Below are 24,768 nucleotides of genomic sequence, written 5' to 3'. Positions count from 1 at the left end.
TTCGACAGCGCAGGCATTGTTTCCGGGTACTTGCAGGAACAACTCAATTTGACGTCAAAAAAGTAGTAGACGTTTGATTTCAAATTGTGTCAGTTTTCTTTCGCCTTCATTGGGCGAGTGATAGGACGATCTCGCCAGAGATTGTCGCTGTCTGACAAAAAACTGTTCCATAGCTAAACAAGGAAGTGTGTTTATGTCGAAAGTAAAAGGCAACGCTATTGATACCGCCGAACAGGCGTTCCAGCCACTGCAAGCATTGGCTGCATCCAGTTCTGCGTTCAACCAGATCAATAGCTTCAGCCATCAATACGATCGGGGCGGTAACCTCACGGTCAATGGCAAACCCTCCTTCTCCGTCGACCAGGCAGCTACTCAGTTGCTGCGCAATGGCGCTGCCTACCAGGACAAGGATGGCAGCGGCAAAATCGAACTCACCTACACGTTCCTGACCTCGGCGTCGTCGAACACCATGAACAAGCACGGGATCACCGGGTTCAGCCAGTTCAGCACTCAGCAGAAAGGCCAGGCCGTACTTGCCATGCAATCCTGGGCCGATGTGGCCAATGTCACTTTCACCGAGAAGACCACGGGCGGCGACGGTCACATGACCTTTGGCAACTACAGCGGCGGCCAGGATGGCGCGGCGGCCTTCGCCTATCTGCCGGGCACCGGCGCTGGTTATGACGGTACTTCGTGGTATCTGACGGGCAGTGGCTATAACGTAAACAAGACACCGGACCTGAACAATTACGGCCGGCAAACCCTGACCCACGAAATCGGCCACAGCCTGGGCCTGGCCCACCCTGGTGACTACAACGCTGGCGAGGGCGCGCCGACCTACAACGACGCTTCCTACGGGCAAGACACCCGCGGTTACAGCGTCATGAGCTACTGGAGTGAAAGCAATACCAGCCAGGACTTCAGCAAGGGCGGCGTCGAAGCCTATTCGTCCGGTCCGCTGATGGACGATATCGCGGCCATCCAAAAGCTCTACGGCGCCAACACCACCACCCGTACCGGTGACACCACTTATGGCTTCAACTCCAACGCCGGGCGCGACTTCCTGAGCGCGACTTCGTCGTCGGACAAGGTTGTGTTTTCGGTATGGGATGCGGGCGGCAAGGACACCCTGGACTTCTCCGGTTTTACCCAGAACCAGAAGATCAACCTCAATGAAGCCTCGTTCTCCGACGTTGGCGGCCTGGTGGGTAACGTTTCCATCGCCAAGGGCGTCACCGTCGAGAACGCTATCGGCGGTTCGGGCAGCGACCTGCTGATTGGCAACAGCGTGTCCAACGAACTGAAGGGCGGTGCCGGCAACGACATTCTCTACGGCGCGGGCGGTGCGGACAAATTGTGGGGCGGCTCAGGTTCGGACACTTTCGTGTTCGCCGCCAGCAGCGATTCCAAACCCGGTGCAATCGACCAGATCCTCGATTTTGTCAGTGGCCTGGACAAGATCGATCTGACCGGCATCACCAACGGCGCGGGCCTGCATTTCGTGAACTCGTTCACCGGTGCGGCAGGCGATGCGGTGCTAACCACATCGGGTGGCAACAGCCTGTTGTCGGTGGACTTCTCCGGGCATGGCGTGGCTGATTTCCTGGTCAGCACCGTGGGCCAGGCGGCTTACTCCGACATCGCTGCGTAATGTGAGGTGAAAAGGGGGGCGGCGCAGACGCGCCGCTCTCTGCACCTTGATCGGAGTAAAGCGCCTTATGATCGATAACGGCTTTACCTACAGAACAACCGCGTGGCTGTTGGCGACGCTCATGATGTTTTTTGGAGATTTGGCCATGGCAAGCAGCCTGAAATTAGCAGACCCCTCGGAACTGGCCGGCAAATGGCAAGCCACCTTGAACACCGAGCAAGATGCCCCTGAGTCCCAAGCGTTGCAGGACAAGCCGTCGAACGTTTGCATTATCGACTTTCAACAAAAGCAAACCTTGGGTGATGGCGCCGAGTGTCTCAGCGCCTGGCTGGACGAGCCGGCCGTTGGCTGGTTCCCGGAACCCGACGGCATTTCGATTACCGGCAAAGAAGGTTCAAGAATTGTGTTCTTCAGCCGACAGCATGAGGGGGTTTACAAAAGCACTTTGAAGTCAGGTCTGATCATTACGCTCCAGCGCACTGTGCCGTAGCGAAAAATACCAGGCCTCAATCAGATGCCGAATATAAAGCCCGTAATGGTAGTTATAAGCAGAACATGAGTAACCGGACTCTTTGCCGAGCCTGGATAGTTGTTATTAATGTGTAAGCGATAACGGGTAAAGAATGTCTCGACCCGTGTGCGGACAGTTAATTGGAACCTCGCCAGAAATGCGAGAGATATCATCTCAGGAAAAACCAATGAAGATGGCGAAGGCCCCAGCCACCGCACCGTTAATCAAGGCATTGGGCGACTATAAAAGCATTCTGATCAGCGTCGGTTGTTTTACCGCATTGATCAACATACTGATGTTGGTACCCTCTATTTATATGCTCCAGGTCTACGACCGGGTGCTGTCATCGCAAAACGAAACCACCTTGGCCATGTTGTCGTTGATGGTGGTCGGGTTCTTTGCCTTCATTGGCTTGCTGGAGATTGTCCGCAGCTTCGTTGTCATCCGCATCGGCAGCCAACTGGAGCGGCGCTTCAATTTACGGGTCTATCAGGCGGCGTTCGAGCGCAACCTGTTCAAGGGCGAGGGTAACGCCGGGCAAGCCTTGGGGGACCTGACGCAAATTCGCCAATTCGTTACCGGTCCTGCGCTGTTTGCCTTCTTCGATGCGCCGTGGTTTCCGGTTTATCTGTTTGTGATCTACCTGTTCAATGTCTGGCTCGGCGTGTTTGCGACCGTGGGTGCGGTGGTGCTGATTGGCCTTGCTTGCCTCAACGAGACAATGACCAAAAAGCCCTTGGGCGAAGCCGCAGGGTTTTCCCAGAAATCCAGCCAACTGGCGACCAGTCACCTGCACAACGCCGAAACGATTCAGGCCATGGGCATGCTCGGGGTGTTACGTAAACGCTGGTTCCAGGTGCACTCGCGTTTTCTCGGTCTGCAGAATCAGGCCAGCGACACCGGTGCCGTCATCAGTTCCCTGAGCAAAACCCTGCGCCTGTGCCTGCAATCGCTGGTGCTGGGCCTTGGCGCCTTGCTGGTGATCAAGGGTGATATGACGGCCGGGATGATGATCGCCGGTTCCATTCTGATGGGCCGCGTCCTGAGCCCCATCGATCAGTTGATCGCCGTGTGGAAGCAGTGGAGCGGCGCCAAGCTCGCTTACCGTCGTCTTGATTCGTTGCTGCAAGCCTTTCCACCGAGTGACGAGGCCATGGCGCTGCCGGCGCCGAAGGGTCAGATCACCTTCGAACAGGTCAGCGCCGCGCCGCCGGGGCAACGGGCCGCCACGCTGCATTTGGTCAGTTTCAGCCTCGGTGCCGGGGAAGTACTGGGCGTGCTCGGAGCATCCGGTTCCGGCAAATCGACATTGGTTCGGGTGCTCGTTGGCGTCTGGCCGACGCTGGGCGGTACGGTGCGGCTCGACGGTGCGGACATTCATCGCTGGAACCGCGACGATCTCGGTCCCTACATCGGTTATCTGCCACAGGACATCGAATTGTTCAGCGGCAGCATCGCTGAAAACATCGCCCGGTTCAGCGAGGCGGACCCGCAAAAAGTCGTTGAAGCCGCGCAACAGGCCGGTGTTCATGAACTGATTCTGCGCATGCCGCAAGGCTACGACACCGTGCTCGGCGAGGACGGTAGCGGTTTGTCCGGGGGCCAGAAGCAGCGCGTTGCCCTGGCGCGCGCGCTGTATGGCAACCCGCGCCTGGTGGTGCTGGATGAACCCAATTCCAACCTCGACACCGTGGGCGAAGCCGCATTGGCCAGCGCGATTGCGCAAATGAAAGCCCAAGGCACCAGCGTGATTCTGGTCACCCACCGTTCCTCGGCGCTGGCCCATGCTGACAAGCTGCTGGTGCTCAACGAAGGACGCTTGCAAGCCTTCGGTGCAAGCCAGGACGTGCTTAAGGCACTCGCAGGCAATCAGGAACAGCAACGGGAAAAAGCCGCGCAAGCACCGGATGGACTCAGCATGAGCCGTCAGTATCAGCCCTCGACAAGGAATTCGGGTGTATGAGCAACATCAGCGAAGCCACCATGGAACACGACTACATCGCAGAACGCCCTGAGCGCGACGCGCGTTTCTTCGTCCGCATGGGCTGGATTCTGGCGATCGTCGGCGCCGGCAGTTTCTTCACCTGGGCCAGTCTCGCGCCTCTTGACCAAGGCATTCCCGTGCAAGGCACGGTCGTGGTGTCGGGCAAGCGCAAGGCCGTGCAATCGATGAGCAATGGCGTGGTCAGCCAGATTCTGGTGCGCGAGGGCCAAGTGGTGAAGCAGGGCCAGCCATTGTTCCAGCTCGACCAGACGCAAGTCGCCGCCGACGTGCAATCGCTGCAAGCGCAATACCGCATGGCCTGGGCCAGTCTGGCGCGGTGGCAGAGTGAACGGGACAACCTCAAGCAGGTGAGTTTCCCCGCTGAACTGAGCAACAATCCTGACCCGCGTCTGGCCTTGGTGCTGGAAGGTCAACGGCAGTTGTTCAGTAGCCGCCGTGAAGCGTTTTCCCGCGAACAGGCTGCCTTGCGCGCCAGCATCGAAGGCGCCAGCGCGCAACTGGCGGGCATGCGCCGCGCCCGCACGGACCTGACTGCTCAGGCCAGTTCTCTGCAACAACAACTGAGCAACCTTCAGCCCCTGGCGGATAACGGCTACATCCCGCGCAATCGTTTGATGGAGTACCAGCGTCAGCTGTCGCAAGTGCAGCAACAATTGGCAGAAAACAGCGGCGACAGCGGCCGTGTGGAGCAGGGCATCCTCGAATCGCGGCTGAAACTGCAACAGCACATCGAGGAATACCAGAAAGAAGTCCGCACCCAACTGGCCGATGCGCAATTGAAAAGCGTGACGCTGGAAGAGCAGCTGACTTCCGCCGGGTTCGATCTGCAACACAGCGAGATCATTGCCACGGCCGATGGCATTGCGGTCAACCTTGGGGTTCACACCGTGGGCGCGGTGGTGCGTCAGGGCGAAACCTTGCTGGAGATCGTGCCTCAGGGGACGAGTCTGGAAGTGGAAGGGCACCTGCCGGTCAACCTGGTCGACAAGGTCGGCACGCACTTGCCGGTGGACATTCTGTTCACGGCGTTCAACCAGAGCCGCACGCCGCGCGTGCCCGGCGAAGTCAGCCTGATCTCCGCCGATCAGATGATCGACGAGAAAACCGGTGCGCCGTATTACGTACTGCGCAGCAGCGTCAGCGATCAGGCCATGGAAAAACTCAACGGTCTGGTGATCAAGCCCGGCATGCCGGCGGAAATGTTCGTGCGCACCGGTGAACGTTCACTCCTCAACTATTTGTTCAAGCCGCTGCTCGACCGGGCAGGCTCCGCGTTGACTGAGGAATAAGGATGTTCCGCTGTATGAATAAGCTTTCCATACTCGCCGCGACCCTGGCATTGCTGACCTGCAACAGTGTGTTGGCCATGGGGCCGTTCGAGGTCTACGAACAAGCATTACGCAATGATCCGGTGTTTCTCGGCGCCATCAAGGAACGCGATGCCGGCCTTGAGAACCGCGCCATCGGCCGCGCCGGGCTGTTGCCCAAGATCGGTTACAACTACAACAAGGGGCGCAACACCTCAAAAGTGACCTACCTGAACGATCGCGGTCGTAGCCAGAGCGATGACCGCAACTACAGCAGTTACGGCTCGACCCTGACCCTGCAACAACCGCTGCTCGACTACGAGGCTTACGCGTCGTACCGCAAAGGCGTGGCGCAATCGCTGTTTGCCGACGAAGCCTTTCGCGGCAAGAGCCAGGAGTTGCTGGTTCGGGTGCTGGAGAATTACACCAAGGCGCTGTTCGCTCAGGATCAGATCGACATCGCGCAAGCGAAGAAAAAGGCTTTCGAGCAACAGTTCCAGCAGAACGAGCACATGTTCCGACAGGGCGAGGGCACGCGCACCGACATCCTTGAGGCCGAGTCCCGCTATGAACTGGCCACCGCCGAGGAAATCGAAGCCCGTGATGAGCAGGACGCGTCGTTGCGAGAGCTGGGGGCGCTGATTGGCGTGCCGGCGATCGACATCAACGACCTCGCGCCGCTGGATCAGAGTTTCCAGACGTTCACTCTGCTGCCGGCCAATTACGACACCTGGCACGAGATGGCCGTGGCCAATAACCCGAACCTGGCTTCGCAGCGCCATGCCGTGGAAGTCGCGCGTTATGAAGTCGAACGCAACCGCGCCGGGCACCTGCCCAAAGTCAGCGCCTACGCCTCGGTGCGCCAGAACGAGTCGGAAAGCGGCAACACCTACAACCAGCGTTACGACACCAACACCATCGGGATTGAAGTCAATGTGCCGCTGTATGCCGGCGGCGGGGTTTCCGCATCGACCCGTCAGGCCAGCCGCACCATGGAGCAGGCCGAGTACGAACTGGACGGCAAGACCCGGGAAACCCTGATCCAGTTGCGTCGTCAGTTCAGCGCCTGCCTGTCGGGCGTGAACAAGTTGCGGGCTTATCAGAAGGCCCTGACGTCTGCCGAAGCGCTGGTGGTTTCGACCAAGCAAAGCATTTTGGGCGGTGAACGGGTCAACCTCGATGCGCTGAACGCCGAACAACAGCTCTACACCACCCGCCGCGACCTGGCTCAGGCGCGCTACGACTACTTGATGGCCTGGACCAAGTTGCATTACTACGCCGGGACCTTAAGCGAACAGGATCTCGCCAAGGTTGACGAGGCGTTCGGCCAAGGCCCAAAAACCCAATAGATGCCCCCCACAAAAACAAAAAAACGAGAAGTGAACATGGACGTACAGATCAAGTCGCCTGGGGCAGTTCTGATTTAACGCAAAGGAAGCAAACCTATGGGACTGTTTGATTACAAAAGTGCTGATGGCAAGGCGTTGTATAGCGACGCCATTGCCCTGACGCTGTATGCGTACACGCCGACGGGTCAGCCACTGCCGGCGACTGGTTGGGCGCCGATTGGCGCCACGCAGCTGGGTTATCAAGGCAAGGTCGGCGCACAAGGCACCTTCTATGGCGAGAAGGACGGCTTCACCAGCGCCGAAGCCGAAGTACTCGGCAAATACGACGCGGCGGGCAAGCTGATCGGTATCGGCATTGCCTTCCGAGGCACTGGTGGCCTGGGTTACAGCGACACCTTCGGCGACATGAAAAACAACCTGCTGGCCGCCATCGGCCCGGTGGATTACGCGACGAACTACGCGAAAAACGCCTTCGACAGTTTGCTCAAGGACGTCGCCGCGTTTGCGCTCGGCCATGGCCTGAGCGCCAGGGATGTGCTGGTCAGCGGCCATAGCCTGGGCGGGCTGGGGGTCAACAGCCTCGCCGAACTGAGCGGCGACAACTGGGGCGGTTTCTTCAAGGAGGCCAACTACGTTGCCTTCGCCTCGCCGACCCAGAGCGCCACCGGCAACAACGTGCTGAACATCGGCTACGAAAACGATCCAGTGTTTCGGGCACTCGACGGCACCACGTTCAGCAGCGGCTCCCTGGGCAAACACGATGGACATCAGGATTCGGCGACCAACAACATCGTCAACTTCAATGACCAGTACGCGTCCACCGCGCAGAACCTGGTGCCGTTCAGCATCCTCAACCCGCTGAACTGGTCGGCCCACGGCTCGCTGGGTTACGCCGACGGGTTGAACCGGGTGATCGACTCGCGCTTCTACGACCTCACCGACAAGGACTCGACGCTGATCGTGTCCAACCTGGCGGAAGCGTCCCGGGGCAAGACCTGGGTCGAGGACCTCGGTCGCAGCGGCGAACCTCACACCGGCAGCACATTCATCATCGGCACCGACAGCAACGACCTGCTCAAGGGCGGTGCCGGCATTGACTTCATCGAAGGCCGCGACGGCAATGACCGGTTCCGCGATGACGGTGGCTACAACCTCCTTCTGGGCGGCAAGGGCAACAACACCTTTGAATTGCAGAAGCCGTTGCAGAACTTCAGCTTTGCCAACGACGGCGACGGCACGCTGTACGTGCGTGATGCCTATGGCGGCATCAGCATGACCCGCGACATCGGCGCGCTGGTCAGTCAGGAGTCGGGCTCATGGTGGGGGAGCAAGGAGGTGGCTTACAGCGTCACCGCCAACGGTTTGCTCAACGGCAGCGAACTGACCCACTACAACCACTCGCTCAACGGTGACGCCTACGGCAACACACTGGCGGCCACTGTCGACGGCGACTGGTTGTTCGGCAATGCCGGCGACGACCTGCTGCGCAGCGACAAAAGCCACGTGACCTTCGTCGGTGGCACGGGCAATGACGTGATGCAGGCCTCGGGTGGCAACAACACATTCCTGTTCAGCGGCGCCTTCGGTTTCGACGTGATCAATGGCTACCAGGGCGGCGACAAACTGCTGTTCCTGGGCGTTCAGGGCGCGGGGCAGGGCTATGACTACACACAACACGCTTCGCAGTCGGGTCACGACACGGTGCTGAAGATTGGCGATTTTGCCGTGACCCTGGTGGGGGTGGGACTGGATAACCTGTCGGCTACAGGCATTACGTTTGCCTAAAGGCTGCATGCACTAAATGCTCCGGGGCGCCTCGTGATCGAGGCGTCCTGGTTGTGAGCTATCTCTGACAATTCCAACAAAAAGAGAGGCAATACCAATGGGTGTGTACGACTACAAAAACTTCGGTACAGCCGATTCCAAAGCGTTATTTACCGACGCGATGGCGATCACGCTGTATTCCTATCACAACCTCGACAACGGCTTTGCCACCGGCTATCAGCACAACGGCTTCGGCCTTGGCTTGCCGGCGACACTGGTGACCGCGCTGATCGGCGGCACCGACTCCCAGGGCGTCATTCCCGGAATCCCATGGAACCCCGATTCGGAAAAAGCCGCACTGGACGCGGTGCAGAAAGCCGGCTGGACGCCGATCACCGCCACGCAACTGGGCTATGACGGCAAGGTCGACGCACGGGGAACGTTCTTCGGCGAGAAGGCCGGTTACACCAGCGCTCAGGTGGAAATCCTCGGCAAGTACGACGCTCAGGGTCATCTCAGCGAAATCGGTATCGCCTTTCGCGGCACCAGCGGCCCACGAGAAAGCCAGATCAGCGACTCCATCGGCGATGTGATCAATGATCTGCTGGCAGCGCTAGGGCCTAAGGATTACGCCAGTAACTACGTCGGCGAAGCGTTCGGCGACCTGCTTGGCGACGTGGCGGCCTTTGCCCGGGCCAATGGCCTGTCGGGCAAGGACGTGCTGGTCAGCGGTCACAGCCTGGGCGGGTTGGCGGTCAATAGCCTGGCGGATTTGAGCAACGACAAGTGGGCCGGGTTCTACCAGGATTCCAACTACATTGCCTACGCCTCGCCGACCCAAAGCAGCACCGACAAAGTGCTGAACGTCGGTTACGAAAACGACCCGGTGTACCGCGCCCTCGACGGTTCATCCTTTAACCTGTCGTCGGTGGGCGTGCACGATGCCGCCAAGGTCTCGGCGACCGATAACATCGTCAGCTTCAACGACCACTACGCCTCGACCGCGTGGAATGTGCTGCCGTTTTCCATCCTCAACATCCCGACCTGGATCTCGCACTTGCCTACCGCCTATGGCGACGGCATGAACCGGGTGATCGAGTCGAAGTTCTATGACCTCACCAGCAAAGACTCGACGATCATCGTTGCCAATCTGTCGGACCCGGCGCGCGCCAACACTTGGGTTCAGGATCTGAATCGCAACGCTGAAACCCACAAGGGCAGCACCTTCATCATCGGCAGCGACGGCAATGACCTGATCCAGGGTGGCCAGGGCAACGACTATCTGGAAGGCCGCGATGGTAACGACACCTTCCGCGACGGTGGTGGTTACAACATCCTGTTGGGCGGCAAGGGCAACAACGTGCTGGATGTGCAGCAGTCGGTGAAAAACTTCGACTTCGCCAATGACGGCGCCGGCAACCTGTACATCCGCGACGCCAATGGCGGCATCAGCATGACCCGCGACATCGGTAGCATTGTGACCAAGGAGCCGGGGTTTCTGTGGGGGCTGTTCAAGGATGACGTGATCCACAGCGTCACGGCCGATGGCCTTAAGGCGGGCAACAACCTGACCCAGTACGCGTCAACGGTAAAGGGCGGCGCCGGTGCCGATACGCTCACGGCTCACGCCGGTGGCGATTGGTTGTTGGGGCTGGACGGCAACGACCATTTGCTCGGCGGCAAGGGCAACGATGTGTTTGTCGGCGGGGCCGGGAATGACTTGATGGAGTCGGGAGGCGGGGTCGATACGTTCCTGTTTAGCGGCGCGTTTGGTCAGGACCGGGTGGTTGGCTACCAGGCCAGCGACAAACTGGTGTTTCTCGGGGTTCAGGGGGTGACGCCGAACGATGACTATCGGGCGCATGCCACGGCGGTGGGGCACGACACGGTGCTGACGTTTGGGGGGGATTCGGTGACGTTGGTCGGGGTTGGGCTGGATAGCTTGTCCAGCTCAGGAATTGTTATCGCCTGAGGGTGATGCGCCGTCTGTGAGGGACTCTTCGCGAGCAAGCCCGCTCCCACATTAGACCGAGTTCCAATGTGGGAGCGGGCTTGCTCGCGAAGAACGATGACGCGGTATTCAGTCTTCCTGCCGAATCGTGCTCACTTCATCGGCCTTGACCTTCACTTTCGCCCCGGAAATATCTTCGAACTCGAAGAAGCCGTCCTTGGTTTTGGTTTTCGGCATGTCCTTGGTCAAATACTGGGTGCCGTTCTGCAGTGTCACAACCGTTGGTGTCGAGCAACCGGCCAGGGCCAGAAAGGCCGCTACCGCCAGGGGCAAGCCCAGAGTCTTGATATTCATAACCACCTCTCATCCTTCAAAAAAACAGTGCGACTGCCACGAACGAAATCAATCGTCACTGTACCTCTATCGCGGTTGGTGCGATGGATCGGCAGAAAGTTCATAGCCAGTCGAAAAATTACCGATTAACGCCGCCGCTTATCCTTTTCCATTTGCCCGGGCAGGGCGCAGCTGGTATCTGTACGCATAACCAGTACTCGCTCACCATGGCCTTTTTTCCTGTGACTGCAAACCCTCTCGACGACCCGTTCTATTACTTGAACAACTTCATGCAAGTGCTTGATTGGCTTGAGCTTCGCTATGCCGATGTATTGAGTGTCGAAGAGCAACACTTCATCCGCGAGTTCAAGCGGTTGCCCCGTGAGTCCAGGGCGCTGCTGGTCAGGATGGTGATGCGCAGGGGGAATCACTTCCGGGCGAGCAAGCTGCATTACCTCGAAATCGGCGACATCGCCATCGCCGCTGGCCCACTGCTGGCGCTGGGCTGGGTCGATGAGCAATCGTCGCTGTCGATCGAGGCGCTGTTCGAGGTGCTGCTCAAGGCGGAAATTCTCCAGTGTTTTGGCGCCACCATCGATCGACCCAAGGGAAAAAAGACCGATTGGCTGCCCGCCCTGAGCGAACAGTTTCCTCAGGCTCACAGCTTCGGCCAGTGGTGCCCGTCGCTGGATGACCGATTGTTCAACCTGACCATCATGGGCCTGTGTGACCGGCTGCGCTTGATGTTTTTCGGCAATCTTTACCAGGACTGGTCCGAGTTCGTGCTGGCTGACCTGGGCATCTTTGCCTATGAAAAAGTCGAGTTCTGCGCCGACTCCCGAGGCCTGCGCAGCCGTGATGATGTGGACGCCTGCCTCTTCCTTTATGAGTGTCAGCAGCATTTCGAGGCCGGCGAAGCCGTGGACGGCATTGTCGAGCAGATCAAAGGGCTGGCGCTGAGCAATCCCTGGCTGCAACGACGTCGCGGCAAACTGTTGTTCCAGATCGGTCAGCACTGCGAGCGCCTGGCGGATTTTTCTACCGCACTGGCGATCTACCGCGAGTGTGCGTATCCCGGCGCGCGGCTGCGGTTGATTCGCGTATTGGAGCGCTGCGGTGAATATCAGCTGGCCATGGACCTGGCCGTCGCGGTGGAGCAATCGCCGGAAAGTGCCGCCGAACAGCAACAATTGTTGCGTGTGCTGCCCAGGCTGCGGCGCAAGTTGGGCGGGCCGGTGATAAAGCGCTCGTCCCCACGGGAAATGCTGCGCCTGGACCTGCAACTGCCCAGAACCGATCCGGCGTTGTCGGTGGAATATTACGTTCAGGCGCATTTGGCGGAAGAATCGGCACCGGTGCATTTCGTCGAAAACAGCCTGATCAACTCGCTGTTCGGTCTGCTGTGCTGGCCGGCGATTTTCGCGCCGTTGCCGGGGGCGTTTTTCCACCCGTTCCAGCGTGGGCCGGTGGATCTGCTCAATGAGGACTTTCACGCACGCCGCGCGGAGCTGTTCCAGGGTTGCCTGGCTGAACTCGATGACGGGCATTACCGCCAGACGATTCGTGAACGCTATGCCAGCAAGTGGGGCGTGCAGTCGCCCTTCGTGTTCTGGGGTGTGCTGAGCGAAGAATTGCTCGATCAGGCACTCGATTGCCTGCCGGCCGAACACCTCAAGCACTGGTTCAATCGACTGCTGTCGGACATCAAGGCCAATCGCGCCGGCATGCCGGACCTGATCCAGTTTTGGCCGCAGGACAAAACCTACCGGATGATCGAAGTCAAAGGCCCCGGTGATCGCCTGCAAGACAATCAATTGCGCTGGCTCGAGTTCTGCCATGAGCACCAGATGCCGATTGCCGTCTGCTACGTGCAATGGGCGGAGCAGGGCGCTTGAGTTACAGCATCGCGGTGCGGGCGCTGTGTGAATTCACCGCCAAGGTCGGTGACCTCGACCTGCGTTTTACGCCTTCGCCGACAGCGCTGGAAGGGATTGTCGGGCACCGTACGGTGGCGTCCCGGCGCAGCGAGGGCTACCAGAGTGAAGTCGCGCTTGAAGGTTTGTATCAGACGTTGAAGGTAAAGGGCCGGGCCGACGGCTACGACCCCGCGCAAAACTGCCTGGAAGAAGTCAAAACCTATCGCGGCGACTTGAGCAAACAACCGGCCAACCACCGTCAGCTGCACTGGGCGCAGGCGAAGATTTACGGCTGGTTGATGTGCCAGAAACTGGAGCTGGCGCAGATCAATCTGGCCCTGGTGTACTTCGACATCGTCAGCGAAAAGGAAACCTGCCTGGTCGAGGCTTTCAGCGCCGCGCAACTGGGGCTGTTCTTCGAACAACATTGCGCCTTGTTCCTGCATTGGGCCGAACAGGAAATGGCTCATCGCGAAGGGCGTAATCGGGCGGCGCAACAACTGGCGTTTCCCCATGCCGACTTTCGACCCGGGCAACGCCATCTGGCGGAATCGGTGTTCAAGGCCGTCAGCACCGGTCGTTGCTTGATGGCGCAGGCGCCCACGGGGATCGGCAAGACGGTCGGCACGCTGTTCCCGATGCTCAAGGCCCTGGCGCCGCAGCAACTGGACAAGGTGTTCTTCCTCACGGCGAAAACCCCGGGGCGCAAACTGGCGCTGGACGCCGCGCAAGTGATCCTCGACAGCGCTGACGCGCCACCCTTGCGGGTGCTCGAAATGATCGCCCGGGACAAGGCCTGCGAACACCCGGACAAAGCCTGTCACGGCGAATCCTGCCCCCTGGCCCAGGGGTTTTATGATCGCTTGCCCGCCGCTCGCCAGGCGGCCAGCAAATTGTCCCTGCTGAACCAGAACGCTTTGCGCGAAGTCGCCCTGCAACACGACGTCTGTCCCTACTACCTGAGCCAGGAAATGGCCCGCTGGGCAGACGTGGTGGTCGCCGATTACAACTACTATTTCGATATCAGCGCGCTGCTGTTCGGGCTGACCCAGGCCAATAACTGGAACGTCGCGGTGCTGGTGGACGAAGCACACAACCTGGTGGAGCGCGGCCGGCAGATGTACAGCGCCAGCCTCGACCAATCGACCCTCAACGGCGTACGAAAAACCGCGCCCGAGGCGTTGAAAAAATCCTTGCAACGGGTCAACCGTGAGTGGAATACCCTGCATAACCTGCAACTCGGTGCCTATCAGGCCTATGATAAGGCGCCGGAAAAACTGCTCCAGGCGTTGTCATCGTGCTGCGCGAGCATCGGCGATTACCTGAACGATCACCCGCAAGGCCTGGACGGAGCGTTACAGAACTTCTATTTCGACATGCTGCAATTTTGCCGGGTGGCCGAGCTCTTTGATGAACAGTTCCTGTTCGACATCAGCAAACGCGACCTCGAACGCCAACGCAACCTGTCGCAGCTGTGCCTGCGCAACGTGGTGCCCGCCGGCTTCATCCGCCCACGCTTGACGGCTGCACGCAGCACCGTGCTGTTTTCCGCGACCCTGAGCCCTCGCCATTACTATGCCGATCTGCTCGGCACGCCGGAGAACACGGTGTGGATAGACGTTGAATCGCCATTTCACGCCGATCAGCTGCAAGTGCACATCGTCAGCCAGATCTCTACGCGGTTCGCCCATCGCCAGTCATCCCTTGCTCCAATCGTCGAGTTGATCGCCCGGCAGTTCAGCCAACGTCCCGGCAACTATCTGGCGTTTTTCAGCAGCTTCGATTATTTGCAGCAAGTGGCGCAGTTGCTGGCCGAGAAACATCCACACATCAATCTGTGGTCGCAGTCTCGAGGCATGGGGGAAGGGCAGCGTCAGGACTTCCTCGATCAGTTCACCGCCGAAAGTCAGGGCGTCGGGTTTGCGGTGTTGGGCGGGGCTTTTGGCGAAGGCATCGACTTGCCGGGCGCGCGACTGATTGGAGCGTTTATCGCCACCCTCGGACTGGCGCAACTCAACCCGATCAACGAGCAGTTGAAACAGCGCATGGCAGCGATTTTCGGCGCCGGTTATGACTACACTTACCTGTTTCCCGGTGTGCAGAAAGTGGTGCAGGCGGCGGGGAGGGTGATCCGCACCCAGCAGGACCAAGGGGTGGTGATGTTGATCGATGACCGGTTTGGCGATAGCAAGGTCAAGCAGCTACTGCCGCGCTGGTGGTCGATTGCGCCAGCCTCTTTTGCAACTCAGCGAACGTATGACCACCCGGTCATCTGAGGCATATGTTCCAGAGCCGCCACCCAGCGTTGTTTTCGAACTTTCCAAATTTTCGGTTTGTCGCATACTCCAGAAAAACGATAGTGACGTGAGGGATCAATGAGCGAGGATCGGACCAAAGCCAACGCCATCGACGACAGTCGTTTCCGCCTGTTGATCGATGCTGTGATTGACTACGCGATCTACATGATTGATCCCGATGGCATCATCACCAGCTGGAATGCCGGCGCCAGGCGTTTCAAGGGGTATGAAGAGGCCGAAATCCTCGGCCAGCACTTTTCGCGGTTCTATACCGAAGAGGATCGCCGTGCTGGTTTGCCCCTGCGAGCGCTGAACACGGCGATCAGGGAGGGGCGTTTCGAGGGGGAAGGCTGGCGGGTTCGCAAGGACGGCACGCATTTCTGGTGCCACGTGGTCATTGATCCGATTCTCGACCCGTCGGGTAAGTTGCTAGGGTTTGCCAAGATCACTCGGGACCTGACCGACCGCAAAATGGCCGAAGAAGTCCTCAAGCAAAGCGAGCAGCAATTCCGTCTGCTGGTTCAAAGTGTCACTGATTACGCCATCTACATGCTCACCCCGGATGGCCGCATAACCAACTGGAACCTTGGGGCTCAGCGAATCAAGGGCTTCTTGCCCGAAGAAGTCATCGGCCAGCATTTTTCGATGTTTTATACCCCGGAAGACCGCGAGGCCGGCGAACCACAACGGACCCTGGACATTGCAATCCGTGAGGGGCGATTCGAAAACAAAGGCTGGCGTGTGCGCAAGGACGGTACGCGGTTCCTGGCACATGTCGTGGTCGACCCGATTTGGGGCGACACCGGAACGTTACTCGGCTTCGCCAAGATCACCCGTGATATCACCGAAGTCACCCAAGCCCAGCAGGCCCTGGAGCAAACCCGCGAAGCGCTGTTTCAGGCGCAGAAGATGCAGGTCATCGGTCAACTCAGTGGTGGCATTGCCCACGACTTCAACAACTTGCTGACCGTCATCCTTGGCAATCTGGAGATCATCCGCAAACGCGTCGGGGATGATTCGAGTATTACCCGATTGGTGGACAACGCCACTCAAGGTGCCTTGCGTGGCGTAACCCTGACTCAGCGCATGCTGGCGTTTGCCAGACGCCAGGAGCTCAAGTCCGAACCTGTCGAGATTCCGAAGCTGGTGCAAGGGATTACCGGACTGTTGCGCAGCTCCCTCGGGCCTTCCGTGGTGCTCGAAACGCGCTTTTCGCCAGAACTTGAACCGGTCCTGGCCGACGTCAATCAGCTCGAACTGGCGGTACTGAACCTGGTGACCAACGCTCGAGATGCAATGCCCCATGGCGGAAAAATCGTGATCAGTGCCCAGACAGACGCTGTTGCGGACAAGGCACAGCTTTCCCTGGCGCCCGGTCGTTATGTCTGCCTGAGTGTCACCGATACCGGTGAGGGTATGGATGACGCGACGCTGGCATCGGCAACGGACCCTTTTTTCACCACAAAGGGAGTTGGCAAAGGTACTGGTCTGGGGCTGTCGATGGTTCATGGCTTTATCGAGCAATTGGGCGGTCGATTCGTTCTCAAGAGCCTGAAGGACAAAGGCACAACCGCCGAACTGTGGATACCCGTCGCCACCGCTGGTTCAGTCGCCAAACCTGTTGCCGAGGAGCAAGCCGGACCGCCGGTGCCCCGACTTTGTGTGTTGGTGGTGGACGACGACAGCCTGGTATTGACCAGTACCTGTCTGTTGCTCGAGGACCTGGGGCATCGAGTGATTAGTGCCGCGTCCGGCGCACAGGCGTTGGCCATGTTCGACAGCGAACAGGCGATTGATCTGGTCATCACTGACATGGCCATGCCTCAGATGAATGGCGCGCAACTGGCGCAGGCTATCCGTATCATCAAGCCGAGCCTGCCGATCATCCTTGCCACCGGTTACGCCGAGCGCCTGGAAGGTTTCGCCACCAGACTTCCGCGCCTGTCCAAACCCTTTACCCAACTCAATCTGGTGGAAATCATTGCCACGACCATGAAATGACAATCAACCTAAAAGGTGCGGTATATGCCGTAATGCTGTTCACTTAAGGTTGGGGAACATATCCGTTTCTTCGGTCATGGCGACTGGCGGTTTCGCTTTTACAGCGAGTCACTTTGGAAAAGAACCCCAAAGTAACCAAAGGGTTCTTGCCCCTTTCGTTCGGTGCCTCGCCCAGGCTCGGCATGCCCTCGCTCCGGTCCTGCTCCGTGGGCCCGCCGCCATCGGCCATCCATGGCCGGGGGCGGCTAACCCGGCATCCATGCCGGGTTGCCCACTGCGCAGAACCTCCACTCGGCCTCTCGAGGGGGCGGTGCATCAAGATCAAAAGCTGCAGGCGAGCTAACGCTCGGCCTGTTGAGTGGTGAGGAGCGTGCGTACACCCTTCCCCCTGTAGGAGCTGTCGAGTGAAACGAGGCTGCGATCTTTTGATCTTGCCGTGGCTGTGGCTCTGGCTTTTGATCTTGATCTGCCTGCCCCTTTCCCAGAGGCCGAACGCAGGCATTGCGCAGGGGGCACCGCGGCAAGGATGCCGCGGTAGCCGCCCCCGGCCATGGATGGCCGATGGCGGCGGGCCCCCGGAGCAATGCCGGAGTGAGGGCATGCCGAGCCTGGGCGAGGCACCGAATGGCGGGGCAGGAGCCTTTGGTTACTTGGGGCTTTTCCAAGTGACTCGCTGTAAAAGCGAAACCGCCAGCAGCCATCACCACAGAAACGGATATGCCGGGCCTTCTGTTGTCCATCACCTGCATCAAGCCGCCAGATTGGCTGCGCTCATTTCTTTCTTGTACTGGGCTTTCAAACTTTCCATTTGCAAGCCCAGCTCTTCAAGTGTGGCTTTGCCCAACAGCTTTTTAGCCTGAGGGAACATTTCCGTTTCCTCTTCTTCAATGTGATGTTCCAGCAGTTCCTTGACCACTTTCACGCGACCGGCAAATTCCGGGGTGGACGGGTCGGTGACTTTCAGGTCCGGCAGTACCAGGGAATCTACGGTGCGATGTTCTTCCTTGGCTTCGTAATACATGACGTCCTGTTCCTTGCCCCCGGCTTTTTTGTACGCCGGGTACAAGACCTCCTCTTCGAGACGGGTATGGATGGCGATCTCCATTTCCAGCTTGGCCAGCAACTCACCGCGCTTTTTAACACCACGCTCGGTGGATTCGCTTAGCTGGGCCAGGATGCCTTTTACGCGTTCATGGTCGGCTTTCAACAAGTCTATGGCGTTCATGGTCGAGTCTCTCCAACAAGTCAGGGGTGAGCGCAAACGGTCTCAAGGCCGAAGGTCGCTCATAGTCCTTGAGCATTTGTCGTGCCGGTTTTTCGGTGCGATAACGTTCTTATAAAACAATGAGTTGGAGTGGCTGATGGCAAACTGAAGTCATGCAGCCTGCATGAGTCCGGAAATTGACTCATGCAGTTCGCGGTGGAGTATTGATGCCTTGGGCAGTAAAAAGCCCGGCGATTGCGCCGGGCTTTTCAAGTTCAGGATATGGGTTCGGGTTGCTGGAGCGAACGATGAGCGTTTTGCGTGGAAATCGAGACAGGCGGGAAAGCTTGGTTGAGCAGCCGCAAGTGCTCGATTGCTTCCTCGAACTTCAAGTCGGCCTTCCTGCGCATCGCCTGATAGCGATCAAACCGTTCCACATCCATGTCGCTATCCTCGAGTAACGCAAAGGCGTTACGGCTCAGAGCCTGGGCCTCTTCAAACATCTGATGATTACGTTCCAGGGCGAAGGCCCGGCAGGCTTTGATTTCTTCGGAGGTGGAATAGTGAATCATGACCAGCACCTGATTTTCCGAGGTTCCTTTTGATAGGTATCGATGCCGTAGGGGTACCGAACCTGGCAAGTCCCGCCGTGCAAAAGTCGCGAGGGATCAAGGTTGTGACCTGCGGGCTCGCTAAAGGATTTCAAATTTATTAGCGAAAAATATCGATAATTCATGCCGTAAACACCCACGACCAAATCAAAAACCCTGTTTTTTTTGCCGTTCATATCGAGCCAGAATCGGTTGAGTGCTGATCCCGTGGAGGAGAATGCTGAGCGCGACCACAGACAACGTCAGGTCGATACATAACGTTGCTATCGAATCGCCCAACCCATGGTTCACGGCATAAAACAGGTAATACAGACTTCCGATGCCGCGTATGCCAAACCAGCCAATCAACATTCGCTGCTGACCGTTGAGCAAGCTGCCCCAAGGCATGGCGACGACGCTCAGTGGTCTTATCAGACAAAACAAAACGCCGGCGATCGGCAATGCGCGCCAGTCCCAGTGCGCCATCAGCACCACGCCGAGCAGCGTCACCAGAAAGACTTCCATGGCCCGCTCCACCAGGCTGCCGAAGGCGAGCATGTCGCCCATCATGATGCCCGCGGCGACCTGAGCATCTTCAAGGCTTGCGGTATCACCATGAACCGCATGTTGCGGCTCGACATTTTGATGTCCCACGACAGGCTGAACCAGATGCTCGGCGGGAAGCTCGTGGCTACCCGTGGATTTGACTTCTTCGTGGCGTAAACCCAGGCCGGCGGCGAACACCGACAGAAAGCCGTAACCGTGAATCGACTCGGCCCCGACATACGCCAGGGCAATCAAGGCGAGGGCGAGGTAATCATTCGGCGAAAGGGTGCTGTCGTCATTTTTGATGCGCATTAACAAGGTCAGGCGGCCAATGCCACGTCCCATCCAGTAGCCGGTGAGCAAACCGGCCGGGACTGCCCACAACAGACTGCGCAGCAACCAGTCGCTCAGCCAGCCGGGGTTGCCGTTGTGTTGCACCAGCAGCAGGCCGAGGATGACAAACGGGAAGGCGACCCCGTCATTGAGCCCGGCTTCACCCGACAGTCCGAAGCGCACGCTGTCGTCATCCCGGGCGTCGTTGACTTGCACCAGGGCGGCGAGTACCGGGTCGGTGGGCGCCAGAATCGAACCGATCAACACAGACGCGCCCCAGGACAATTCGAAACCGTAATGCAGCAACAGACTGACGCCGGCGATGGTCAGCACCATGACCGGGCCGGCCAGGCCGTAGGCAATCCGCCAGTTTTTGTCCCTGAGCGGCAAGCGCAACTTCAAACCACAGACAAACAACGAAAACAGCACCGCGACTTCCGTCAGATGCTCCATCCAGGTGGACGCATCTTCGGTGTCCAGTTTCAACAGCCCGAACGCCGCGGGCCCGATGGCTATACCCAGCACCAGGCACACCGCCGACGTTGTCACCGGCATCCATCGCAGGTACGACGACGTCAGCGCCAGCGTCAGCAGCACGGCACCCAGCACCGCCACCCACAAAATGAAACTCATGCTCGGTACTCGTCGGGTGCGTGCCGCGATGTAGAGCCTTTGGCAATCAATTGACGGTCGCGCGCAGGTATTCAGGTGTCAGTACGTTGAACCATAGCAGGATCATTGAGACCAGGAGGGTGACCAGCACCAGCAATCCGACGCCCCAGACGCAAACGGCGTTCAGCAGGCCTTGTTCCTTGCGCTCATGCATAAAGGTCGGCAAGCCGACGAACAGCAGAAACGTCGAATAGATCGACGCCGCGCCCAGCACCACAATCGCCAGCCAGCGGCTGGGGTATAGAGCGGCGAAGCCTGCGAGGAAAAACGGTGTCACAGTGTAAGCGGCAAAACCGATGCATTGATTGACGGTCGGCCTCGCGTCGAAGGTGCGCGACATCCAGCGGATGAACAGCCCCATCAGCGCCACGCCGGCGACGATGGTCACGTACAGCAGCACGCAGAGCTGTAGCGCGCTGGCAGTGCTTAGCTTGACGATTTCGTTGTCGGCCAGGCTCCAGCCGACGTAGGTGGTCCCGATAAACAGACACACCGCAGGAATCATGGCGAGCAACAGCAAATGAGCGAGGTAGTGGTGTGGATGCGCTTCCTCTTCCTTGCGGATATCCGTCCACGCAAAGTTCGGTTGAGTAAACAGCTTGACGATAGGTGCGGACATGATGGCCTCCGGATCTGGAGCGGCCCGTAGCAGGGGGGCCCTAAACGTATTGAGGGGCGAGTTTTGACAGGGGTTCACTTTTTTATCCCTGAGCCGGGCGTCGTCCGATAGAGGGAATGTTTGGAGACGCTGAAGGTCAACCGAGCAGCTCTCCTTTCTGGATGATGTGCCATGAGCGTCAGCCAATCCGTGGTCGAGTATTTGCGTCAAAACGACTTGCTGCTGACCACCGCAGAGTCTTGTACGGCCATTTGTTTCGCCTGGGCCTATCAGACCGGGCAGGGGCCATGTGTCTTCAGCCGACAACTGCGATTTTCCGGCTCACGCAGTGAGGTTCAGTTATTAGCATCAGAGCACGCGTTGAAGTTGCTGCCGCATTTCCATCAACGAGCATTGGCCGGTGAACAAGGGCAGGGCGCACTCGATGAACGATGAACCCGGCCATACCGATTATCACAGCCGCGACTATCCCGTGCGCGAAGACATGGCGCATCAGGTCAAGGTCTGGCGATTCGAGCGTTGGGGCTGGTTCACCTTGATGCTGTTGGTGTTGCTGGCGCTGCTCGGCCTGTTTTCACGCGGGCCGCTGAGTACCCGGGACATTTATGGCGACGATGGCAAGGTCAGGGTGCAATACGAGATGTTCCACCGCCACGGATCGTCCAACCCTATGCAGATCAGCGTGAGCGGTGCGCCCAATGCCACGGTTGAGCTGGAACTGAGCGGGGCGCTGCTGGACGGTTTCAACATTGAAACCCTGCAACCGCAACCCCAGCGCGCCATCAGTGCCGGGCAGGGCATGAAGCTGTGGGTGCAAACCGACGCTCAGGGCCAGGCAAACCTTTATCTGACGTTGCGCGGCGATGGGCTGGGACTGTTTCGCAACCGCGTTGCATCGCCCGGCGCCATGCCCGTGAACCTCGATCAATTCATTTTCCCTTAGGTGACCTATGGACTCGGTATTGCGCGCGGTCGCGATGTATCTGGCGCTGATGGTGCTATTCAAAATTGCCGGCCGACGCTCTCTCGCCGAATTGACGACATTTGATTTTGTGCTGTTGATGATCATTGGTGAGGCGACGCAACAGGCATTGCTGGGCGATGACTTTTCCCTGACCAATTCGATGCTGGTGATCGTCACGCTGATTGCCATCGACGTCGGCCTGTCGCTGCTCAAACAGCGCTCGCGATGGGTATCGCAGTTGATCGATGGCGGACCGACGATCATCGTCGAGAACGGCAAGGTCCTGCACAAACGCCTGCGCCACGCGCGATTGATCGAGGCCGACATCATGGAGGCGGCACGCTCGAGTCAGGGCATCGAGACCCTTGAGCAAATCAAGTTCGCGATCCTTGAGCGAAACGGCAAGATATCGGTGATTGCTCAAGAGCAGTCCTGAGCAAACCGTTGCAATAGAGCCATACCTGCTTTTGTGGCGAGGGAGCTTGCTCCCGCTGGCTGCGTAGCGGCCCCAAAGATCTGTGAGCGCTGCGCGCTCAAGCGGGAGCAAGCTCCCTCGCCACAGGTTTCTCGCTGATTGAAGAGCTGTGTTCAGAGCATCGGTTTGCCACCGGTGATCCCGTATCGCTGGCCCGTGATGTAACTGGCCTCATCCGACGCCAGCAACACATAAATCGGCGCCACTTCCACCGGTTGACCCGGCCGTCCGAGTGGCGTTTGCCCACCAAAGTTCTGCACTTCTTCATCGGGCATGGTCGAGACAATCAGCGGCGTCCAGATCGGCCCCGGTGCCACGCAGTTCACCCGAATGTTCTTCGTCGCCAGCATCTGCGCCAGGCCCGCGGTGAAGTTGGCAATCGCGCCTTTGGTCGTGGCGTAAGGCAGGAGGGTCGGTTTGGGCATGTCCGAATTGACTGAGCTGGTGTTGATGATCGAACTGCCGGGTTTCATGTGCTTCAACGCGGCCTGACAGAGCCTGAAAATGGCGGTGATGTTGACGTCGAAGGTCATCACCCATTCTTCGTCCGGGATGTCCTCGAAGTGTTCGTGGGTCATCTGGAACGCGGCGTTGTTGACCAGCACGTCGATCCGGCCGAAGCGTTCGACCGTCTTGTCCACAAGGGCCTGGCATTGGGCTTTCTGCGCCAGGTCACCGGGCAACAGCAGGCACTGCCGGCCGGCCTGTTCGACCCAGCGTGCGGTTTCCTGCGCGTCTTCATGTTCATTGAGGTAGGCGACGGCCACATCCGCGCCTTCACGGGCGAAGGCGATCGCTACGGCGCGACCGATGCCACTGTCGGCGCCGGTGATCAGGGCGATCTTGCCGTCCAGTCGGCCTGATCCCTTGTAGCTTTGTTCGCCACAATCGGGATACGGGTCCATTTTCTTTTGGGAACCGGGGACAGGCTGGGCCTGTTTCGGGAAGGGTGGTTTTGGATAGGCAGTCATTGGGAAATCTCCGTTCGCAAGGCAGAGGAGTCAAAGGGTTGACCCTGGTGTTTTGCCTTGAGTTCGGTTGGATTTCATGTCGCGAAAAATCAAAAGATCGTCCGAACGCGGCCAGAGACTTCGGACGATCTTTTGATCTGGATTCAAATTTTGCGATTGAGCAAACTGCGCTCCATCCGCGCGATGCCTTCTTCCAGCAATGCCCGTGGGCAGCCGAAATTCAGGCGCACGAACTGTTTGCTGTCATCGCCGAAATCCAGACCTGGGCTCAGCCCGACCTTGGCTTGTTCAAGGAAAAACTGCTGAGGGTTATCCAGTCCCAGCGCCGAGCAATCGAGCCACGCCAGATACGTGCCTTGCGGGATATTCATGGTCACCCCTGGCAGTCGCGTGTTGACCGCTTCCACCAGATAATCCCGATTGCTTTGCAGATACGCCTTCAACCCAGCCAGCCAAGGGCCGCCTTCGCTGTAGGCGACGCGAGTCGCTTCCATGCCCAACGGGTTGACGCTGTCAACCATGCCGCAGCGGGCATGGTTGACCTTTGCACGCAACGCCGAGTCCTGAATAATCATGAACGATGTTTTCAGCCCCGCGATGTTGTAAGCCTTGCTCGCCGACATCAGCGTGATGGTGCGCTTGGCGATTTCCGGGCTCAGGGAGGCCGTCGGAATGTGCACGCGCCCGTCGAAACACAGCTCGGCATGAATCTCGTCAGAGATGATCCAGGCGTCCTGCTCCAGACAGATGTCGGCGACCGCTTGCAGTTCTTCTCGCGGGAAGACTTTGCCCACCGGGTTGTGCGGGTTGCTCAGCAGCAGCGCACCGCCACCGGTCAGCGCCTGATTCAGGGCATCGAGTGGCGTGGCGTACGTGCCGTCCGCCAATGCGTCGAATTCGAGTTCGACCTTGTTCAGACCCCAGTGCCCCGGCGCATGACGCAGCGGCGGGTAGTTCGGGACCTGAACCACGACGTTCTGCTGCGGCTGGACCAGCGCATTCAGCGCCATGTTGAACCCCGACTCCACGCCCGGCAGGAAAATCAGTTCCTCAGGCAATACGCGCCAGGCGTACTTGTTCCACAGGTCGGCGACGATGGCGTTGCGCAAGTCATCCTGGGCCACGCTGTAGCCGAGCATCGGGTGTTCCAGACGTTTTTGCAGGGCCTGGATGATCACCGGCGGTGCGGAGAAGTCCATGTCGGCCACCCACATCGGCAACACGTCGGCCGGATAACGGCTCCATTTGGTACTGCCGGTGTTGTGGCGGTCGAACACCTGATCAAAATCGAAAGTCATGCTCAGTCTCA

Annotated in this window: 20 protein-coding genes; 13 read left to right on the top strand and 7 right to left on the bottom strand. The window is 58.8% G+C overall.

The genetic code is table 11. From position 1 onward, the window contains the following. Positions 1-193: 193 nt before the first annotated feature. The 7 genes from KGB23_RS10570 (at position 194) to KGB23_RS10540 (ending at position 10,559) form a co-directional block, all read left to right on the top strand. Complete coding sequence (locus KGB23_RS10570; RefSeq protein ID WP_223431043.1) at positions 194-1,651, top strand: serralysin family metalloprotease; 1,458 nt, start codon at positions 194-196, stop codon at positions 1,649-1,651. A 67-nt stretch (positions 1,652-1,718) separates the two neighbouring features. After that, entirely contained in the window at positions 1,719-2,141 is a 423-nt protein-coding gene (locus KGB23_RS10565; protein ID WP_223431042.1) for an AprI/Inh family metalloprotease inhibitor, read from the top strand. 208 nt (positions 2,142-2,349) lie between these two features. Next, complete coding sequence (locus KGB23_RS10560; protein WP_223431041.1) at positions 2,350-4,125, top strand: type I secretion system permease/ATPase; 1,776 nt, start codon at positions 2,350-2,352, stop codon at positions 4,123-4,125. After that, entirely contained in the window at positions 4,122-5,456 is a 1,335-nt protein-coding gene (locus KGB23_RS10555) for an HlyD family type I secretion periplasmic adaptor subunit (protein ID WP_150656009.1), read from the top strand. Before KGB23_RS10560 ends, KGB23_RS10555 begins: the two co-directional genes overlap by 4 nt. Positions 5,457-5,458: 2 nt before the next feature. Beyond that, positions 5,459-6,823: a TolC family outer membrane protein gene (locus KGB23_RS10550; RefSeq protein ID WP_223431039.1), complete on the top strand. Its 1,365-nt coding sequence runs from the start codon at positions 5,459-5,461 to the stop codon at positions 6,821-6,823. A 96-nt stretch (positions 6,824-6,919) separates the two neighbouring features. Beyond that, a complete protein-coding gene (locus KGB23_RS10545) occupies positions 6,920-8,608 on the top strand; it encodes a polyurethanase (RefSeq protein ID WP_223431037.1) in 1,689 nt (562 codons plus the stop codon). Between the two features lie 97 nt (positions 8,609-8,705). Continuing rightward, positions 8,706-10,559, top strand: coding sequence for a polyurethanase (locus tag KGB23_RS10540; RefSeq protein WP_223431035.1), 1,854 nt, complete (start codon positions 8,706-8,708; stop codon positions 10,557-10,559). 108 nt (positions 10,560-10,667) lie between these two features. Here KGB23_RS10540 and KGB23_RS10535 read toward each other — a convergent pair whose 3' ends face one another. Then, positions 10,668-10,892 carry a YgdI/YgdR family lipoprotein gene (locus tag KGB23_RS10535; protein ID WP_059407112.1) on the bottom strand — a complete coding sequence of 75 codons (225 nt, stop codon included), beginning with the start codon at positions 10,890-10,892 and terminating at the stop codon, positions 10,668-10,670. Between the two features lie 206 nt (positions 10,893-11,098). Here KGB23_RS10535 and KGB23_RS10530 point away from each other — a divergent pair, with 206 nt between their 5' ends. The 3 genes from KGB23_RS10530 to KGB23_RS10520 all read left to right on the top strand — a co-directional run bounded on the left by KGB23_RS10530 (position 11,099) and on the right by KGB23_RS10520 (position 17,085). Next, the gene (locus KGB23_RS10530) at positions 11,099-12,766 is read left to right on the top strand and encodes a VRR-NUC domain-containing protein (protein ID WP_223431033.1); all 1,668 of its coding nucleotides are present in this window, start codon (positions 11,099-11,101) and stop codon (positions 12,764-12,766) included. Further along, positions 12,763-15,063, top strand: coding sequence for an ATP-dependent DNA helicase (locus KGB23_RS10525; protein ID WP_223431031.1), 2,301 nt, complete (start codon positions 12,763-12,765; stop codon positions 15,061-15,063). Before KGB23_RS10530 ends, KGB23_RS10525 begins: the two co-directional genes overlap by 4 nt. A gap of 99 nt (positions 15,064-15,162) precedes the next feature. Further along, positions 15,163-17,085: a PAS domain-containing sensor histidine kinase gene (locus KGB23_RS10520; RefSeq protein ID WP_223431029.1), complete on the top strand. Its 1,923-nt coding sequence runs from the start codon at positions 15,163-15,165 to the stop codon at positions 17,083-17,085. Between the two features lie 748 nt (positions 17,086-17,833). On the opposite strand, the gene KGB23_RS10515 is transcribed toward KGB23_RS10520, so the two are convergent. From KGB23_RS10515 to KGB23_RS10500, 4 genes are all read right to left on the bottom strand, one after another. Next, positions 17,834-18,310 carry a hemerythrin domain-containing protein gene (locus KGB23_RS10515; protein ID WP_223431027.1) on the bottom strand — a complete coding sequence of 159 codons (477 nt, stop codon included), beginning with the start codon at positions 18,308-18,310 and terminating at the stop codon, positions 17,834-17,836. A 254-nt stretch (positions 18,311-18,564) separates the two neighbouring features. After that, the gene (locus KGB23_RS10510) at positions 18,565-18,861 is read right to left on the bottom strand and encodes a hypothetical protein (protein WP_223431026.1); all 297 of its coding nucleotides are present in this window, start codon (positions 18,859-18,861) and stop codon (positions 18,565-18,567) included. Positions 18,862-19,047: 186 nt separating this feature from the next. Then, positions 19,048-20,391: a cation:proton antiporter gene (locus KGB23_RS10505; RefSeq protein ID WP_223431024.1), complete on the bottom strand. Its 1,344-nt coding sequence runs from the start codon at positions 20,389-20,391 to the stop codon at positions 19,048-19,050. 46 nt (positions 20,392-20,437) lie between these two features. Further along, positions 20,438-21,049 carry a Yip1 family protein gene (locus KGB23_RS10500; RefSeq protein WP_223431023.1) on the bottom strand — a complete coding sequence of 204 codons (612 nt, stop codon included), beginning with the start codon at positions 21,047-21,049 and terminating at the stop codon, positions 20,438-20,440. A 171-nt stretch (positions 21,050-21,220) separates the two neighbouring features. Between KGB23_RS10500 and KGB23_RS10495 the strand changes: the two genes are divergently transcribed. Genes KGB23_RS10495 through KGB23_RS10485 form a run of 3 tightly spaced genes read left to right on the top strand, consistent with a single transcriptional unit; the run spans position 21,221 to position 22,449 of the window. Then, the gene (locus KGB23_RS10495) at positions 21,221-21,484 is read left to right on the top strand and encodes a hypothetical protein (protein WP_223431021.1); all 264 of its coding nucleotides are present in this window, start codon (positions 21,221-21,223) and stop codon (positions 21,482-21,484) included. Further along, entirely contained in the window at positions 21,474-21,992 is a 519-nt protein-coding gene (locus tag KGB23_RS10490; protein ID WP_223431019.1) for a hypothetical protein, read from the top strand. The genes KGB23_RS10495 and KGB23_RS10490 overlap by 11 nt, the downstream gene beginning before the upstream one ends. A gap of 7 nt (positions 21,993-21,999) precedes the next feature. After that, the gene (locus tag KGB23_RS10485; RefSeq protein ID WP_223431018.1) at positions 22,000-22,449 is read left to right on the top strand and encodes a DUF421 domain-containing protein; all 450 of its coding nucleotides are present in this window, start codon (positions 22,000-22,002) and stop codon (positions 22,447-22,449) included. A gap of 152 nt (positions 22,450-22,601) precedes the next feature. Here KGB23_RS10485 and KGB23_RS10480 read toward each other — a convergent pair whose 3' ends face one another. Together KGB23_RS10480 and KGB23_RS10475 are read right to left on the bottom strand one after the other, a co-directional pair. Then, positions 22,602-23,459 carry an SDR family oxidoreductase gene (locus KGB23_RS10480; RefSeq protein WP_223431017.1) on the bottom strand — a complete coding sequence of 286 codons (858 nt, stop codon included), beginning with the start codon at positions 23,457-23,459 and terminating at the stop codon, positions 22,602-22,604. A 143-nt stretch (positions 23,460-23,602) separates the two neighbouring features. Continuing rightward, positions 23,603-24,757 carry a MalY/PatB family protein gene (locus KGB23_RS10475; protein WP_223431015.1) on the bottom strand — a complete coding sequence of 385 codons (1,155 nt, stop codon included), beginning with the start codon at positions 24,755-24,757 and terminating at the stop codon, positions 23,603-23,605. Between the last annotated feature and the right edge of the window lie 11 nt (positions 24,758-24,768).

This window comes from Pseudomonas sp. GL-B-26, assembly GCF_019947405.1.
Classification (GTDB): Bacteria; Pseudomonadota; Gammaproteobacteria; order Pseudomonadales; family Pseudomonadaceae; genus Aquipseudomonas.
The sequence above is the reverse complement of the archived record's forward strand: the minus strand, read 5'-3'. Positions and strand labels throughout refer to the sequence as shown.

Bases quoted from the DNA above. Each gene is read 5' to 3' on its own strand.
- KGB23_RS10490 (WP_223431019.1), top strand. From the start codon at position 21,474: ATGAACGATGAACCCGGCCATACCGATTATCACAGCCGCGACTATCCC.
- KGB23_RS10570 (WP_223431043.1), top strand. From the start codon at position 194: ATGTCGAAAGTAAAAGGCAACGCTATTGATACCGCCGAACAGGCGTTC.
- KGB23_RS10515 (WP_223431027.1), bottom strand. From the start codon at position 18,310: ATGAACGCCATAGACTTGTTGAAAGCCGACCATGAACGCGTAAAAGGC.
- KGB23_RS10530 (WP_223431033.1), top strand. From the start codon at position 11,099: ATGGCCTTTTTTCCTGTGACTGCAAACCCTCTCGACGACCCGTTCTAT.
- KGB23_RS10480 (WP_223431017.1), bottom strand. From the start codon at position 23,459: ATGACTGCCTATCCAAAACCACCCTTCCCGAAACAGGCCCAGCCTGTC.
- KGB23_RS10540 (WP_223431035.1), top strand. From the start codon at position 8,706: ATGGGTGTGTACGACTACAAAAACTTCGGTACAGCCGATTCCAAAGCG.
- KGB23_RS10535 (WP_059407112.1), bottom strand. From the start codon at position 10,892: ATGAATATCAAGACTCTGGGCTTGCCCCTGGCGGTAGCGGCCTTTCTG.
- KGB23_RS10485 (WP_223431018.1), top strand. From the start codon at position 22,000: ATGGACTCGGTATTGCGCGCGGTCGCGATGTATCTGGCGCTGATGGTG.
- KGB23_RS10500 (WP_223431023.1), bottom strand. From the start codon at position 21,049: ATGTCCGCACCTATCGTCAAGCTGTTTACTCAACCGAACTTTGCGTGG.
- KGB23_RS10565 (WP_223431042.1), top strand. From the start codon at position 1,719: ATGATCGATAACGGCTTTACCTACAGAACAACCGCGTGGCTGTTGGCG.
- KGB23_RS10475 (WP_223431015.1), bottom strand. From the start codon at position 24,757: ATGACTTTCGATTTTGATCAGGTGTTCGACCGCCACAACACCGGCAGT.
- KGB23_RS10520 (WP_223431029.1), top strand. From the start codon at position 15,163: ATGAGCGAGGATCGGACCAAAGCCAACGCCATCGACGACAGTCGTTTC.
- KGB23_RS10510 (WP_223431026.1), bottom strand. From the start codon at position 18,861: ATGATTCACTATTCCACCTCCGAAGAAATCAAAGCCTGCCGGGCCTTC.
- KGB23_RS10505 (WP_223431024.1), bottom strand. From the start codon at position 20,391: ATGAGTTTCATTTTGTGGGTGGCGGTGCTGGGTGCCGTGCTGCTGACG.
- KGB23_RS10550 (WP_223431039.1), top strand. From the start codon at position 5,459: ATGTTCCGCTGTATGAATAAGCTTTCCATACTCGCCGCGACCCTGGCA.
- KGB23_RS10560 (WP_223431041.1), top strand. From the start codon at position 2,350: ATGAAGATGGCGAAGGCCCCAGCCACCGCACCGTTAATCAAGGCATTG.
- KGB23_RS10555 (WP_150656009.1), top strand. From the start codon at position 4,122: ATGAGCAACATCAGCGAAGCCACCATGGAACACGACTACATCGCAGAA.
- KGB23_RS10495 (WP_223431021.1), top strand. From the start codon at position 21,221: ATGAGCGTCAGCCAATCCGTGGTCGAGTATTTGCGTCAAAACGACTTG.
- KGB23_RS10545 (WP_223431037.1), top strand. From the start codon at position 6,920: ATGGGACTGTTTGATTACAAAAGTGCTGATGGCAAGGCGTTGTATAGC.